The following is a 15,426-nucleotide window of genomic DNA, read 5'->3' as shown; positions in this document are numbered from 1 at the left end:
CATTTCCTCCCTTTTTAAATATCAATTTAACGGGTAGCGAGCGTTATTACATAATTAATTTAGAATTTTGTCCAAATAAAAAAACATACATTGTATCGTGTAGATACAGTGTATGTTTTGTCGTTTATAATTATGAACAGCTATCGTAAGTAGTGTTTTTGACCTTAGAGCCAGTTTCTCCTCTAAGAAGATCGCCTTCAGTAGATTCAATAATTTGGTTAGTAACATTGTTTGAGATTGAATTAGCAACTAGCTGTAACAGACTATTTACATCACCTTGCGATTGCTTAAACTCTTGAACAATTGGAATACTGTCGATTTCTTCTTCGATTGCAGCAATTTTACCTTCAATCATTTTCAATGCTTTTTCTTTTCCAAGATGTTGGAAGTTAACAGCTTGTTTCTGTAAGCTCTTTAAGCTAGCAATTTTCTCGCGAACGGATTGATTTTCATTAATTTGTGCTTCTGCACGTTTAAAGAAGTCAACTTCTTCCGTGTTTGCAATCATAGTAGCTATTTCTCTAGCCTTTTCAATAATATCATCTCTAGTGTATTTAGTAGTCATTATATACCCACCTTTTCCTCAATTGTTGCTTCTACTAGTTCACCAGTAAGTGACCATGTTTTTGCATTTGTAATTTTAACTTGAACAAGTTTCCCGATAATATCTTTAGGTCCAACAAAATTCACTAGTTTGCTTTTTCGGGTATATCCAGCAAGTACATCAGGGTTATTTTTACTTTCCCCTTCTACCAATACCTCTACAATATCACCTTCAAGCTTTTTCATTGCCTCTGCAGACATTTCATTTACTAGTGCATTTAAACGTTGAAGTCTTTCCTTCTTCACTTCCATTGGCACGTTATCAATCATTTTAGCTGCTGGAGTGCCTTCACGTGGAGAATAAATATAAGTGTATGCAATTTCAAATCCTACCTCTTTATAAAGAGATAACGTTTCCTCAAATTGTTCGTCCGTTTCATTAGGAAAACCAACAATAATATCCGTTGACAATGAGGCATTCGGAATAGCAGTTTTAATCTTTCTTACTAGCTCTAAATAATGTTCTCTTGTATATTTACGAGCCATAATTTTTAAAATATCAGATGAGCCTGACTGAACTGGTAAATGAATATGCTCTACCAAGTTGCCGCCCTTTGCTAAAACTTCGATTAAATGATCATCAAAGTCTCTTGGGTGACTAGTCATAAAACGAATTCTCGCTACATCAATTTTATTTAAATCATCCATTAAGTCGCCAAAACGATAATCTAAGTCTGTAAAGTCTTTTCCATAAGCGTTTACATTCTGACCAAGCAGTGTAATTTCCTTATAGCCTTGAGCTGCAAGGTGGCGAATTTCTTGAATAATATCCTCTGGTCGACGGCTACGCTCTTTACCTCGTGTATATGGCACGATGCAATATGTACAGAACTTATCACAGCCATACATAATGTTAACCCAGGCTTTAATAGACCCCTTACGTACTCGCGGAAGGTTCTCTATTACATCCCCTTCTTTAGACCATACTTCGATAACCATCTCTTTTGATAGGTACGCCTCATTAAGAATGTTAGGTAAACGGTGAATATTGTGTGTACCAAAAATCATATCTACTTGATCGTACGTTTTCAAAATTTTCTTTACTACGGATTCTTCCTGGGACATACATCCACATACGCCGATCAGCAAATCAGGATTATTTCTTCTTAAATGCTTTAAATGACCAAGTTCACCAAATACTTTGTTCTCCGCGTTTTCACGAATAGCGCAAGTATTTAAAAGGATGACATTAGCATCTTCCACTGTATTAGTTGGCTCATATCCCAACTGCATGAAAATCCCAGCCATTACTTCTGTGTCATGTTCATTCATTTGACATCCATAGGTACGTATATAAAATTTACGATTTTGTCCCATCCCTTTGAATTCATCTGCAATTGAAAAGTCGTTGTGATAAGCCACTTCTTCTTTCCCACGTTTTTTTGCATCTTTTAAGGACGGGGGAGTGTAAACTGCTTGAAAATATTTGCTATAATCTTTCTCCACGTTTTTCTCGGGAGAAGTAGTTTCTTTTATTTGAGTACTTTGTAAACGTGATTCCTCGTTCATAAGAACTCCCCTTTCTTTCATTCGCCAAAATCCGAATATCCATCCTATTATACTGAATAGTGCTCCATTGCTACAAGGCATTAAGCTTAAAATTTCTTATTTAGACAAAATATGTACGGTTTTTTGGTTTATATAGTGTACTTAATGGGAATTAGATAAGATTGTGATTTGAATAATAGAGTTTGTGCTGCTGGGATTCCCTTGTTTTAGGGGGTCCTTTTTAGGTTGTTATGGTGGTTTGGGAGAAACTTCTGGTATGGCATTATGGTGAGCTTATGGTTATGGGTGGTTTGTTGGAGTTTATGGTGCACTTGTACATGCTTTATGGGCTGTTCTCAACTTGTTATGGGACACTTTACTATTATTTATGGGCGCTTTCTTTGTTTATGGGCGGGTTTCTGTGATTTATGGGGCACTTGTCCATGCTTTATGGGCCGTTTTCAACTTGTTATAGGACACTTTGCTATTACTTATGGGCGCTTTCTTTGTTTATGGGCGGGTTTCTGTGATTTATGGGACACTTGTACACGCTTTATGGGCGGGTTCAACTCGTTTATGGGACACTTTGCTATTACTTATGGGCGCCTTCTTTGTTTATGGGCGGGTTTCTGTGATTTATGGGACACTTGTGGTCTTCTGTAAAGAAAGTAGACAAATTAATTCACAACTTTTTTTCTTCCACTACCGCGCTGTCGCTTGCTGGGATGGTGAAAACAGGATAGGTCACAACCATACCTATCCTATTTCCACCATCTCTGATTTTCTCACCCTGCAGCCAAAAGACAACTTTTAATGAACGCTTGTTCAAAGTCTACAGGACTCACATAACCCAACGTGGAATGCCTTCTTCTCGTATTATAGAATTGGTCAATATAATGCCCAACCGCTTTGATTGCTTGCTCACGCGTCTCCCATTTATGGCGGTAGATCAACTCTTTCTTGATCGTCGCATGGAACGACTCGATACAGGCATTGTCATAAGGATCTCCCTTGCGACTCATGCTGCCCTTCATTTCTCTTTCGGTCAATAATCCGGTATAATCCTGCGAACAATATTGCGATCCACGGTCCGAGTGATGAATTAGTCCTTCCCCTGGGTCCCTTATCATAATTGCCTGTTGGAGGGCTTCGAAGGGTAATTCTTTTTTCATATTGTCTCTAATACTCCAGCCAATAATTTTTCGTGAAAAAAGGTCCATCACGCTCGCCAGATATAACCACCCCTGTATAGTCCAGATATACGTTATATCTGTTACCCATACGGTATTAGGTGCTTCCGCCAAGAATTTGCGTTCAAGCAGATTTGGATAGATAGGATGTTGGTGATTGGAATCCGTCGTCACCACGTAAGGGGTCGCTGATGTCGCACGGAGTCCCATCTCGTTCATTCGTTTCCCTATTGTCCGCTCACACACGTGAACACCTTGCGCCTCCAAATCTTTTGCGATTCGCGGGCTGCCATAAGTTCCATGACTTTCAATGAAGCTGGTTCGGATCAGTTGGTTGATTTCTTCTTTTTCCTCTTGAATTCTGTTCCGTTTCTCTTTTTCTCTCAACCATTTGTAATAACCACTAGTTGAAACCTTTAAAACTTCAGACATCTTCACCACGCGAAACTCATTTTGATGTTCCTCTATGAACGTAAATATCACGTGTGGCCTTTGGCGAAGACATGCATGGCCTTTTTTAAGATTTCATTTTCCTCCTTCAGTTCTTTTTCGTTCTTCTCTAGCTCTGCTATGCGTCTTTTCAGTTCTGTAGAAGAGATGAGCTGTTCATTATTTGAAAGCTCCTGCTTCTTGTTGTAGGCCCTTACCCAGGCACGAATTCTTTGCGGCTTGATCCCATGTTCATATCCTAATTCGGTTGCCTTTCTTCCATCTTCGATTACCAATTTCACCAGATAATCACGCATTTCTCTACTTGTCCTTATCATAATAAACACGCTCCCTTTATTTTCTATAAGTATGAAGGTCGTGTTTTAACATGTCTACTTTTTATACTATCTCTACTTGTACACGCTTTATGGGCGGTTTCAACTCGTTTATGGGACACTTTGCTATTACTTATGGGCGCTCCACTCGCTTACGTGCACCTCCCGACATTTCCGTGCAACCACCCACTAAATACGCATCCATAGCAGAGATTCTACTCTTAAAAAAAAAGCTCATGAACGATAATCGTTCATGAGCTTAGTATTCATTTACATAAAGTCTTTTAACAATGCATCAAACTCTTTTTCACTCATCTTCAGGTTTTGATCCACAAGCGGTGTTGGCGCATATCCAGGTACCTGATCCTGGTATGAAGGTGCATTCTCATCCTGATAGATGATTCCAGTTACTAGGCCTTCATTTTCCATTACTACTCGCATTGCTTCCTCACGGTTAGTGGAGTCGTAGCCTTCGATGTTGGATAGTTTAGTTAAATGCTCTTTGAACCAGTCATATGTGTTTACTTTGTTATAAGTGACACATGGGCTGAACACATTGATAAACGAGAAGCCTTTATGCTGGATACCTGCTTCGATGATTGCTGTTAACTCTTTAATGTCTGAAGAGAAGCCTTGTGCGACAAATGTAGCTCCAGAAGTAAGTGCCAGCTCCAGTGGTTTAACGGAAGGTTCAATTGCTCCACCTGGAGTAGACTTCGTTTTAAAGCCTTCTGCTGAACGTGGAGATGTTTGTCCTTTCGTTAAGCCATAAATTTGGTTATCCATTACTACATAGGTCAAATCAATATTACGGCGAATCGAGTGGATCGTGTGTCCCATACCGATGGCAAACCCATCTCCGTCACCACCAGATGCGATTACGTGTAAGTCCTTATTAGCCATTTTTAAACCTTGTGCAATTGGTAAAGCTCTGCCGTGGATACCATGGAAGCCATAAGAATGGATATAGCCAGAAATACGTCCAGAACATCCGATACCAGAGATGACTGCTAAATCATGCGGCTGGATGCCTACGTTTGCTGCTGCACGCTGTATTGCTGCTTGCACAGAAAAGTCACCACATCCTGGGCACCAGTTTGGTTTTACATTGTTACGAAAATCTTTAAATGTTACCATCTGTTAGCATCTCCTTCACTTGTTTTGCAAGACTTAATGGCAAGAATGGAGTACCGTCATATTTCAATACACTCACTATTTTGTCATGACCGCCGACGTTCATTTTAATAATGTTTGCCAATTGTCCTGTTGCATTGTTTTCTACCACTACTACCTTTTTAGCTTTAGCTACTAGCGGTTGCATTTGTTCGGTTGGGAATGGGTGAATTAAGCGAATATGTGCATGGTTCACTTTCACTCCATTGTCATTTAGTGTTTGTTGTAGTTCTTCTAGTACTCCGCGAGTAGAATTGAATCCTACAAACAATATATCTGCTTCTTCATGAGGGGCGTTAACGTACACTGGCTCATCGAAGTTAACAAACTTTAATTTTTTCATACGCTTGTCCATTTGAGCTTGACGGTTTAATGCTGCTTCAGAAGGTTTGCCAGTTTCATCATGCTCTACACCTGTTACATGGTGAATTGCATGCTTCATACCTGGTAATACACGTGGTGAAATACCATCTTCGGTTACTTCATATCGTTTGAAATAACTTTTATCTTCTGTTTCCGGAAGTTCTTCGTTGTCCATTAAACGACCACGACGGATTTCTATTTTCGAATAATCAAATGGCTCCACTGTTTGCTTACCAAGTGATAGCTGTAAGTCCGAAAGAATAATGACAGGTAGCTGCAATTCTTCAGCAATATTGAATGCTTTGATTGTATCATAGAATGCTTCTTCTCCAGTACTTGGTGCAATGACCACCTTTGGAATTTCCCCATGCGTACCGTAGATCATTTGCATTAAATCAGACTGCTCTTGTTTGGTTGGTAATCCTGTAGATGGACCCCCACGCTGCGTGTCCACAATTACTAATGGCTGCTCGGTCATACCGGACAATCCGATTGCTTCCATCATTAGAGAAAGACCAGGCCCTGCAGACGCTGTAAATGCACGTACACCACCGTAGTTAGAACCAATTGCCATTGTTGCTGCAGCAATTTCATCTTCTGTTTGAATGACTGCTCCTCCAAATAGAGGTAGCTTTTTAATCATATACTCCATTATTTCAGAAGCTGGAGTAATTGGATAAGCTGCCATAAAGCGTACGCCTGCAGTTAATGCGCCCATAGCTATTGCATCATTACCAATCATGAATAAACGCTGTTTGCCGTCAGCTGGAGCTATTTCCCACTCTCCTAGACGGTCCCCAAGCTGCTCAGCCATCGTGTCATATCCTTGTTGAATAGCCTGCATATTTTTTTCAACAACTTCTTCACCTTTTTTACCAAAGATTTCATCAACGACTCCTTGGAAAACGGCTTTGTCTAGGTTTAATAAAGCAGACGTTGCTCCAATTGCCACCATGTTCTTCATTAGAGAGGTTCCAAGGCTAGAAGCAATCTCTGTAAAAGGTACGATATACATTGGTGCTAAACAGTCCTCTGGTGCCTCTGGTGAAAATTTAGCATCTGCTAGTATGATACTTTTTTCTGTAAGCTCTTTATAATTGACTTCAATTGTTTCTTGATCGAATGCCACTAAAATATCTAAGTTATCTGGAATGGTACGTACTTGAGTAGGACGCACACAAATTTTATTGTTAGTATGTCCACCTTTAATTCGAGAAGAGAAATGACGGTATCCATATAAGTAGTACCCAAGGCGGTTCATAGCCATAGAGAATATTTCGCCTGTACTCTCAATACCCTCTCCTTGCTGCCCTCCTACTTTCCAAGAAAGCTGTTGCAACATATAAACATCTCCTTACTGTTCTCTTTAAATGCTTTTTTCCTTCATTAGTTTATCACGAAGTAGCGATATACACTATGTATTACCTGTACTTTTATGGAATTTCAGACCTTTGACGGAAACCCTCCGTCACGATTTATTCAAAAAACTATGGAAACGCAAATTATAAGCCGCTACTAAAGGCAGTAGCGGCTTTTTGTGAAACTTTATATAGAGTGCCAAGCCTTTTGTGAAGAAAGCCTTGCTGCTATATATTATTTTGATTTCTTTTCTACCAATAATTTCAAAGCGGTTCGATCTTCACCAGAAATAATAATATCTGTGAACGCCGGTGAGCAAGTTAGGTCTGTTCCACTAGGAGCAACAAATCCTCTTGCAATAGCAATAGCTTTTATAGCTTGGTTTAATGCTCCTGCGCCTACTGCCTGCATTTCTGCGTAACCTTGTTCTCTTATAACTGCAACTAATGCACCAGCAACTGAATTGGGGTTTGAACGAGAAGATACTTTTAAAGAATCCACTATCATTTCTCCTTTTATCGCTATATTTATGAACTTGCTTTCGTTCATAAACTAACTTATGCTCGGAAGAAATTTTTTAGACTTTTTTATGCTTCAAATGGATAATCTTCGTTAATATATATTCTCTCTTGATGTGTCGCTTTACCAGTTTGGTTATCCACCTCTACGAAAAATCCACTTAGCACAGAACGACCGCTCTTCGGTACTTCAAAGCGAGTTGGCATATTTGTTTGGAAACGGTATAGTACGTCCTCTTTTTTCATCCCTAATACTTCATCATAGGGACCTGTCATTCCGACATCTGTAATATAAGCAGTGCCACCAGGAAGAATGCGAGAATCCGCTGTTTGTACATGCGTATGAGTTCCCACTACAACAGAGGCCTTGCCGTCTAAATGCCATCCAAAGGCAATTTTTTCACTTGTAGCTTCTGCATGAAAGTCTACAAATACAATTGGGGATAGCTGCTTAGCTTCTTCAACCATTTCAGTTGCCATTTTAAATGGATCATCGTGTGGCGGCAAGAATGTTCTACCATGCATATTGATGACAGAAATAGTGTGGCCGTTTTTCGTTACAGAGGTCATCCCTTTACCCGGAGCGTCTTCTGAAAAATTAGCAGGACGAATTAAATAATCTGTATCATCGATGAAGTCCATAATTTCTTTTTGATCCCATGTATGGTTTCCCATCGTCACTACGTCTACTCCCATATGTAAAAGAGAGTTAAATATAGTTTTCGTAATGCCTCTACCAGCAGCTGCATTCTCTCCATTGGCAATTACAACATCTGGCATATATTTTCTTTTTAGTCTTGGTAAGTAGCTTTCCAACGTATCTCTACCAATTGATCCAACAATATCACCGATAAATAGTATTTTCATTTTTACAATAACGTCCTTTCACGAAAAAAAGGCTTCATTTCGAAGCCTTTTGTTTTCAATGTTATGATTGCTTTTACTTTATTTTGCGTATTCTACGGCTCTAGTTTCTCTGATTACAGTTACTTTTATGTGACCAGGATAATCGAGCTCTTCTTCAATTCGCTTACGGATATCTCTTGCCAAGCGATGAGCTGTAATGTCATCGATTTGATCAGGACGAACCATAATGCGGATTTCTCTACCCGCTTGAATAGCAAAGGATTTTTCAACACCTTCATAGGATTCTGAAATTTCCTCTAGTTTTTCAAGGCGGCGAATGTAATTTTCTAATGTTTCACTTCTTGCACCAGGTCTAGCTGCAGATAAAGCATCTGCTGCTGCTACTAATACGGCAATGACAGAAGTAGCTTCTGTATCTCCGTGATGGGAAGCAATACTATTAATTACTACCGGATGTTCTTTATACTTTCTTGCAAGTTCTACACCTATTTCAACGTGACTTCCTTCCACTTCATGGTCAATTGCTTTTCCGATGTCGTGTAATAAGCCTGCACGTCTAGCAAGTGTTACGTCTTCTCCAAGCTCTGCAGCTAAGAGACCAGCTAAATAGGCAACTTCAGTAGAATGTTTTAATACGTTTTGACCATAACTTGTACGGTATCTTAAACGGCCTAAAATCTTCATCAAATCTGGATGTAGGTTATGAACACCTATATCAAAAGTAGTTTGTTCGCCAATTTCGCGAATTTGTTCATCTACTTCTCTTCTAGACTTCTCTACCATTTCTTCAATTCGAGCAGGATGGATACGTCCATCTTGCACTAATTTTTCAAGGGCTAATCGAGCAGTCTCTCTTCTAATCGGATCGAACCCGGAAAGAATTACAGCCTCTGGTGTGTCGTCAATGATAAGATCGATACCAGTCAATGTTTCGAGTGTACGAATGTTTCGTCCTTCACGTCCGATAATTCGTCCTTTCATCTCGTCATTAGGTAAGTTTACAACTGAAACGGTAGTTTCCGCCACGTGATCTGCTGCAAATCTTTGTAAAGCAAGTGAAAGTATTTCTCTCGATTTCTTGTCAGCCTCTTCTTTGGCTCTTGTTTCAGATTCTTTAGTCATCACAGCAATATCAGTAGCCAATTCATTTTCTACCTCTTGAAGAATGATAGTTTTTGCTTCTTCACGAGTAAGAGTAGAAATACGCTGTAGCTCTGTTTGTTGCTCTTCAACTAGTTCATCCACTTTACTTTCCTTTTGTTCGATATGCTGTTGTCTTTGTGTTAGAGCATCTTCTTTACGCTCAAGACTTACTTCTCTCTTGTTTAGAGCATCATCTTTACGATCTAGATTCTCTTCTCTTTGTAATAACCGATTTTCCTGTTTTTGCAGTTCCATGCGGCGTTCTCGGATGTCAGATTCAGCTTCATTTCGTAATTGGTGAGTTTCATCTTTGGCCTCTAAAAGTGCTTCTTTCTTTAATGCTTCTGCCTCTCGCTTTGCTTCCTCTATAATGAGTACAGAAGATTGTTTTGCACCAGTCACTTTTGAATCATTCACTTTTTTCAGATAACCGTAACCAACAGCGCCACCGATAATAAGACCAAGCAAAGCGGAGATGATAATTTCCAATGTCATTTCGAACACCCCCTCTTGCTATACTTTTAAGTTTCAGTCGGCACATATATGCTAATTGAATGCATATTTGTACTGCTTTTTAGTCATTTAATAAAGAAATTATACAATTTTAATTGTATAGATGTAGAAATACTCTGTCAAGGAAACGGAAGAATATTATTAGTTTTAGAGAGAGGATATCTATTACTTTAGGTATTGCCTAAATAAAATGATTTCATAATTCTTATTTAAAACAATTTCATATTTTCTTTTATTATGTAAAACCACTAGGAAAAATCAATAAAAGATTCATGATACTTATCTGCATAGCAAAGAGTATTATAATTAGTTTCAACTCTGGTGGCCCTTTTCTGAAGAATGATCCATGTTCATTCAACCGACTAGAGTCACTGCCTGTCGCATCAACGAACGCTTTTAATAGGTAAAGCTTCTATTTTTGAAATTAGCTCATTCATAAATACTAAAGTTCAATTAAAATTGGACTTTGTGATAAGTTTAAATTCACAAAAAATATTAGAAATAGATTTTAAAAAAAGATACCAAGAGAAAGTCTCTTGATATCTTTTTAATTTTAACTATTATTCATCTTCTAAAAGTAGCTCGAACTCGCCATCTTCGTCCTCTGGCTCATGCGCTGCAATAACAAGTGCACCAGCAGTCATACCTAGAGATTGACGGATTTTTAATGCCACTTCTTCTTTAATAGCAGGGTTTTCTTTCAAGAATTGCTTAGCGTTTTCTCGCCCTTGGCCAATACGTTCTTCATTGTAAGCATACCAAGAACCACTTTTTTGGATAATATCGTATTCAGAACCTATATCAACGATTTCTCCTTCTTGAGAGATTCCTTCTCCGTACATAATATCTACTTCTGCAGTTTTAAATGGTGGAGCAACTTTGTTTTTTACTACTTTAATTTTCGTTTTGTTACCCATAATGTCTGTACCTTGTTTAATAGCTTCAGCACGTCTTACTTCTAAGCGGACAGAGCTGTAGAATTTAAGTGCGCGACCACCCGGCGTTACCTCCGGGTTACCAAACATTACTCCAACTTTTTCACGAATCTGGTTAATAAAGATTGCTATAGTGTTAGATTTGTTAATAACTCCAGAAAGTTTTCGTAATGCCTGAGACATTAAGCGAGCTTGAAGACCAATATGAGAGTCTCCCATTTCTCCTTCTATCTCCGCTTTTGGTACTAATGCTGCAACAGAGTCGATAACAATGATTTCAACCGCACCACTGCGGACTAGAGCTTCTGCGATTTCAAGGGCTTGCTCTCCAGTGTCGGGTTGAGATAATAATAATTCATCTATGTTAACGCCTAGTTTTTGTGCATATACAGGGTCCAACGCATGCTCTGCATCAATAAATGCCGCTTGCCCACCTGTTTTTTGTATTTCTGCAATAGCGTGAAGCGCTACAGTTGTTTTACCTGAGCTCTCTGGGCCATAAATTTCAATAATACGACCTCTTGGATATCCGCCTATTCCAAGTGCTGCATCAAGAGCTAGGGAACCACTTGAAGAGGTAGAGATTTCACGGTCTGTTTTCTCTCCTAATTTCATTACGGAACCTTTACCAAATTGTTTCTCTATTTGTTTTAAAGCCATTTCTAACGCTGCTTTACGATCATTAGCCAAATGTATTTCCTCCTAGAAACTATCATTTTTTTTACTATCTTTAGTATACTCGGTCTTTGAGAAATTTACAAGAAAAAAGCGAACATCTATTCGTTTATTTTTTACCACTATTAGATTTTGATAGAAAAAAACAGCACAAAATGATAATTTGAGCCGTTTTCCTTTGTCAAAATTAAATTTTCGATAATCCTTCTTCTCTTAAAAGTCGAATCAAATAATGAATAGTAAACTTAACTGTTCTTAAACGATTTGTGTTTCTCATACCGGATAGATTCAATTTATAAGAAATTGGAGCAACGTCTCCATACGCTATTCCAATCCACACCGTTCCTGCCGGTTGATCTCCATGTCCATCTGGTCCAGCTGCTCCAGTAATACCTACACCTATCGTTGTTTCAAACTTTTCTTTGACTCGACTAGCCATTTCTTCTGCAACATGACTAGAAACCACACTATGTTCATCAATCGTTTCTCTTTTAACACCAAGCTGATTGATTTTCACTTCTTCAGTGTAGGTGATAATGCCACCTACAAGTGCTACGCCCATTCCTGGGACTGCAGCCAACTCTGATTGAAAAAGTCCAGCTGTCATACTTTCGGCAGCAGAAATTGTTAGCTTGTTGTCAATTAGTATATCTCTTAGCTTGGAGGCTAAAGATTCGTTATTATATCCATACACATGTTTGCCCACACGGTTTAAGATTTCAGCTTGTAGCTTTTCAATCCTTTTCCAAGCTTCTTCTTCCGTATCTGCTTTCGCAGTAAGTCGTAATGTTACCTCTCCGTCAGAAGCTAGCGGCGCAAGGGTAGGATTTGTTTGATTGTCCAATAAATCCTGTACTTCATTCTCCAGCTCTGCTTCGCCAATACCATAAAAGCGAATGACATGGGACATAATTACATTTTCTTTATAAAGCAGTTTAGGCAACAGCGGCTTAGCCTCAAATTGGAACATCGGCTCTAATTCTTTTGGAGGGCCAGGCAATAACATATATGTATGTTTCTCTGTGGAAAGAAGCATCCCCGGAGCCATTCCATGCTTGTTTTCAAGGACAGTACAGCCTTCTAAAACTAATGCTTGTTTTTTATTGTTCTCTGTCATTACTTTTCCAGCTCTTTTAAAGAAATCCTCTATATATATGATTGCATGATCATCTAATACAAGATTTTTGTTAAGGTGTTTAGAAATTGTTTCTTTTGTAAGATCATCTTTAGTAGGTCCTAAACCTCCTGAAAAAATAATGAGGTCAGCTCGATTTTCTGCGATTTTTATAGCTTCTAACAAACGATTAGGATTGTCTCCAACTACTGTGTGGTAATACACATCGATCCCTAACTCTGCCAGCTGGGAGGATATATATCTTGCGTTCGTATTGGAAATTTGTCCTAACAATAATTCTGATCCTACCGCAATAATCTCTGCTTTCATCCCAAAACTTCCTTCCTATTTTGAGTCAAGTAACACTTTGCGATTCAAATAGAAATAATCAAATCCCGACCATAAAGTAAAGAATAGACAAACGTATAGCATGATCATATCAAATGGGAAATTGAACATTTCAAAAAATACATTTCCTAAAAGTAATGATGAAATCGCGATAATTTGTGTCCACATTTTTATCTTACCAAGTTGGTTTGCTGCAACTACCTCTCCTGTATTGGCTAGTATTAAACGTAAACCAGTTACTGCAAATTCACGGCTGATAATTAATATAACTACCCATGCTGGTGCAACTCCAAACTGCACTAATATAATTAATGCTGCTGAAACAAGTAATTTGTCTGCTAGAGGATCTAAAAACTTACCCATATTGGTTACTAAATTGTATTTTCTAGCATAATAACCATCGATAAAATCAGTGATAGAAGCGATAATAAAAATAATAGCCCCAATTAGGTGATTTACTGGAATAGTTGCGCCTAAAAAACTAGCTTCCCCCCAGTTAAAATCAATTAGCATAAAAATCATAAATACTGGAATTAAAAATATGCGGAACATGGAAATTTGGTTTGGTATATTCATTTTCATCTAAAACTACTCCTTTCATATTTCAAACAAAATAGCCATCTAATCGATGACTATTTGCTGAACTTTATAACTAAGTTTTGTGGAGTCTTATCTGTTGGGAATTCCACTAGCTCATCATTAATGAAAACCTTTGTAACTGGAACGTTCCCTACTCTCACGCGAATTTGTTCCGTTGTGCTTACATCTAGCTCATATGGCGTTCCAGTGTTAACCCAGCTATCATATAAAGTTTTGTTAGCCTGGTCTTTTAAGTTTAACCAAGTCTTGTCGCTACTAGCCATTAACTTTAGCTGATAAGTTTCTGCACCAGATACAGTATATGTTGAAGTTTCCCCTTGAGTCCCCTCTAATGTGAAAGCTAGTTTAGGCACTGGTTCTTCCTCAATTTCTTCTTCCACAGCCTCTTCCTCTTCTTCATTATCTGTAGCTGTTTGATCTGAAGGTGGAGGTGTGATATCCATTGTCACTGGTTCCTCTGTTTCTACTGCTGGTGACTCTTCCGTCTCTGGAGAGTTCTGTCTAAGTGTCCATACAATCACAATTATCGCCACAACAAACAATGCCACTATAATCATCGGCATAATTTCCATGAATCTGTTCGATGCTCGGCCACCCAAAGTTCTTCTAGACGGTGTTGCAGGGATAGTTTTTGCAACATCCTCATTTGTAGGACTTGGAAGCTCTGATTTGTATGTCTCTAAAAGCTCATCCCCATTTAAGCCAACTGCTTCTGCGTATTGCTTGATAAAAGCTCGCACATAAAAAGCACCAGGAATTGTGGAATAATTCCCTTCCTCAATGTTAGCTAAATACCTTTTTTGAATTTTTGTTATTTCTTGCAAATCCTCGATACTATATCCTTTTGCTGTTCTCGCTTCTTTTAAACGAGTACCAAGTTCAGTCAATTAAAACACCTACTTCGTTAAAAATTAAATTCACCGAATCCGCCAAATCCACCCATGCCTTTGTCGGTCATCGCATGATTTTTTTCCATCATTTCGTACGTTATTTCTTCCTCTGGACTATGACGAAGCTCAATTATATAGTCAAAATCCTCTATAGAATATTCGGAATGCTTGATGAACATATCTGGGTGCTCCACTACTTTAATAGTAGGCATTCTCATCATTTCCCTAACAAGTTGTAGATGCTTTTCATCATTTGACTTTCTTGTAACAATTCCATCCAGAATAAAGATATTGCGATCGCTAAATTCATCCCCAGCGAGTTGATTTCTAATAGTTTGCTTAATCATTGTGGAAGACAGGAAAATCCATTTTTTGTTCGCACAAACACTTGCGGCAACTACAGATTCTGTTTTCCCTACTCTAGGCATACCTCTGATACCGATTAGCTTATGTCCTTCCTGTTTAAAGATCTCAGCCATGAAATCTACTAGTAGACCAAGCTCATCTCTTACGAATCGAAAAGTCTTTCTGTCATCAGCATCTCTTTGTATGTATCTTCCGTGACGCACAGCTAAACGATCTCTTAGCTTCGGCTCACGAAACTTAGTTAAATGAATTGTTTCCATTGTGGAAATGATATGTTCAAAGCGTTCAATATTTTCTTTTTTTTCAGCTTTAATGAGCATACCACGTCTACCCTCATCCACACCATTAATAGTTACTATATTTACTCGTAGCATACCCAATAGAGAAGAAATGTCTCCTAAAAGTCCAGGACGATTTACTTGAATTTCGTATTCAAAAAACCATTCACTTGCCATCATGTATTCCTCCCTTTATAGAATGACGTTCTCAATGCATTAATAGTTCTATCATATATGAT

At 38.5% G+C, this 15,426-nt stretch carries 14 protein-coding genes; all 14 read right to left on the bottom strand.

The annotated features are described in order from the left end of the window. Positions 1 to 130: 130 nt before the first annotated feature. The 14 genes from NSQ95_RS06870 to NSQ95_RS06805 all read right to left on the bottom strand — a co-directional run bounded on the left by NSQ95_RS06870 (position 131) and on the right by NSQ95_RS06805 (position 15,364). The gene (locus tag NSQ95_RS06870) at positions 131 to 565 is read right to left on the bottom strand and encodes a RicAFT regulatory complex protein RicA family protein (protein WP_169358661.1); all 435 of its coding nucleotides are present in this window, start codon (positions 563 to 565) and stop codon (positions 131 to 133) included. Beyond that, entirely contained in the window at positions 565 to 2,112 is a 1,548-nt protein-coding gene (miaB, locus tag NSQ95_RS06865) for a tRNA (N6-isopentenyl adenosine(37)-C2)-methylthiotransferase MiaB (RefSeq protein WP_251552869.1), read from the bottom strand. Before miaB ends, NSQ95_RS06870 begins: the two co-directional genes overlap by 1 nt. Positions 2,113 to 2,876: 764 nt before the next feature. Beyond that, positions 2,877 to 3,764, bottom strand: a complete 888-nt coding sequence (locus NSQ95_RS06860) for an IS3 family transposase (RefSeq protein ID WP_340883118.1) — start codon at positions 3,762 to 3,764, stop codon at positions 2,877 to 2,879. Further along, positions 3,761 to 4,048 carry a transposase gene (locus tag NSQ95_RS06855; RefSeq protein WP_340883119.1) on the bottom strand — a complete coding sequence of 96 codons (288 nt, stop codon included), beginning with the start codon at positions 4,046 to 4,048 and terminating at the stop codon, positions 3,761 to 3,763. The genes NSQ95_RS06860 and NSQ95_RS06855 overlap by 4 nt, the downstream gene beginning before the upstream one ends. Positions 4,049 to 4,315: 267 nt before the next feature. After that, positions 4,316 to 5,182: a 2-oxoacid:ferredoxin oxidoreductase subunit beta gene (locus NSQ95_RS06850; protein ID WP_340883930.1), complete on the bottom strand. Its 867-nt coding sequence runs from the start codon at positions 5,180 to 5,182 to the stop codon at positions 4,316 to 4,318. Continuing rightward, positions 5,169 to 6,923 carry a 2-oxoacid:acceptor oxidoreductase subunit alpha gene (locus NSQ95_RS06845; protein WP_342560522.1) on the bottom strand — a complete coding sequence of 585 codons (1,755 nt, stop codon included), beginning with the start codon at positions 6,921 to 6,923 and terminating at the stop codon, positions 5,169 to 5,171. The genes NSQ95_RS06850 and NSQ95_RS06845 overlap by 14 nt, the downstream gene beginning before the upstream one ends. Before the next feature lie 251 nt (positions 6,924 to 7,174). Further along, positions 7,175 to 7,441 carry a stage V sporulation protein S gene (locus NSQ95_RS06840; protein ID WP_169358657.1) on the bottom strand — a complete coding sequence of 89 codons (267 nt, stop codon included), beginning with the start codon at positions 7,439 to 7,441 and terminating at the stop codon, positions 7,175 to 7,177. An 86-nt stretch (positions 7,442 to 7,527) separates the two neighbouring features. Beyond that, positions 7,528 to 8,325: a TIGR00282 family metallophosphoesterase gene (locus NSQ95_RS06835; RefSeq protein WP_169358656.1), complete on the bottom strand. Its 798-nt coding sequence runs from the start codon at positions 8,323 to 8,325 to the stop codon at positions 7,528 to 7,530. Positions 8,326 to 8,403: 78 nt separating this feature from the next. Then, positions 8,404 to 9,963 (bottom strand): ribonuclease Y, encoded by a 1,560-nt coding sequence (gene rny, locus NSQ95_RS06830; RefSeq protein ID WP_340883931.1) that lies wholly within the window; start codon positions 9,961 to 9,963, stop codon positions 8,404 to 8,406. A 578-nt stretch (positions 9,964 to 10,541) separates the two neighbouring features. Beyond that, positions 10,542 to 11,606, bottom strand: a complete 1,065-nt coding sequence (recA, locus tag NSQ95_RS06825; RefSeq protein ID WP_340883934.1) for a recombinase RecA — start codon at positions 11,604 to 11,606, stop codon at positions 10,542 to 10,544. 172 nt (positions 11,607 to 11,778) lie between these two features. Continuing rightward, positions 11,779 to 13,035: a competence/damage-inducible protein A gene (locus tag NSQ95_RS06820; RefSeq protein WP_340883937.1), complete on the bottom strand. Its 1,257-nt coding sequence runs from the start codon at positions 13,033 to 13,035 to the stop codon at positions 11,779 to 11,781. Between the two features lie 15 nt (positions 13,036 to 13,050). Continuing rightward, positions 13,051 to 13,629 carry a CDP-diacylglycerol--glycerol-3-phosphate 3-phosphatidyltransferase gene (gene pgsA, locus NSQ95_RS06815; RefSeq protein WP_169358719.1) on the bottom strand — a complete coding sequence of 193 codons (579 nt, stop codon included), beginning with the start codon at positions 13,627 to 13,629 and terminating at the stop codon, positions 13,051 to 13,053. A 56-nt stretch (positions 13,630 to 13,685) separates the two neighbouring features. Then, positions 13,686 to 14,540, bottom strand: a complete 855-nt coding sequence (locus NSQ95_RS06810) for a RodZ domain-containing protein (protein ID WP_340883939.1) — start codon at positions 14,538 to 14,540, stop codon at positions 13,686 to 13,688. A 17-nt stretch (positions 14,541 to 14,557) separates the two neighbouring features. Further along, positions 14,558 to 15,364, bottom strand: a complete 807-nt coding sequence (locus NSQ95_RS06805) for a YmfK family protein (RefSeq protein ID WP_169358718.1) — start codon at positions 15,362 to 15,364, stop codon at positions 14,558 to 14,560. Positions 15,365 to 15,426 lie beyond the last annotated feature (62 nt).

The sequence above is a fragment of the Psychrobacillus sp. FSL W7-1457 genome, assembly GCF_038593405.1.
GTDB lineage: Bacteria > Bacillota > Bacilli > Bacillales_A > Planococcaceae > Psychrobacillus.
The sequence above is the reverse complement of the archived record's forward strand: the minus strand, read 5'-3'. Positions and strand labels throughout refer to the sequence as shown.

Excerpts from the sequence above, each read along its gene's own strand:
- NSQ95_RS06855 (WP_340883119.1), bottom strand. The coding sequence starts at position 4,048 with ATGATAAGGACAAGTAGAGAAATGCGTGATTATCTGGTGAAATTGGTA.
- miaB (WP_251552869.1), bottom strand. The coding sequence starts at position 2,112 with ATGAACGAGGAATCACGTTTACAAAGTACTCAAATAAAAGAAACTACT.
- NSQ95_RS06805 (WP_169358718.1), bottom strand. The coding sequence starts at position 15,364 with ATGGCAAGTGAATGGTTTTTTGAATACGAAATTCAAGTAAATCGTCCT.
- pgsA (WP_169358719.1), bottom strand. The coding sequence starts at position 13,629 with ATGAATATACCAAACCAAATTTCCATGTTCCGCATATTTTTAATTCCA.
- NSQ95_RS06845 (WP_342560522.1), bottom strand. The coding sequence starts at position 6,923 with ATGTTGCAACAGCTTTCTTGGAAAGTAGGAGGGCAGCAAGGAGAGGGT.
- NSQ95_RS06820 (WP_340883937.1), bottom strand. The coding sequence starts at position 13,035 with ATGAAAGCAGAGATTATTGCGGTAGGATCAGAATTATTGTTAGGACAA.
- NSQ95_RS06870 (WP_169358661.1), bottom strand. The coding sequence starts at position 565 with ATGACTACTAAATACACTAGAGATGATATTATTGAAAAGGCTAGAGAA.
- rny (WP_340883931.1), bottom strand. The coding sequence starts at position 9,963 with ATGACATTGGAAATTATCATCTCCGCTTTGCTTGGTCTTATTATCGGT.
- NSQ95_RS06850 (WP_340883930.1), bottom strand. The coding sequence starts at position 5,182 with ATGGTAACATTTAAAGATTTTCGTAACAATGTAAAACCAAACTGGTGC.
- NSQ95_RS06835 (WP_169358656.1), bottom strand. The coding sequence starts at position 8,325 with ATGAAAATACTATTTATCGGTGATATTGTTGGATCAATTGGTAGAGAT.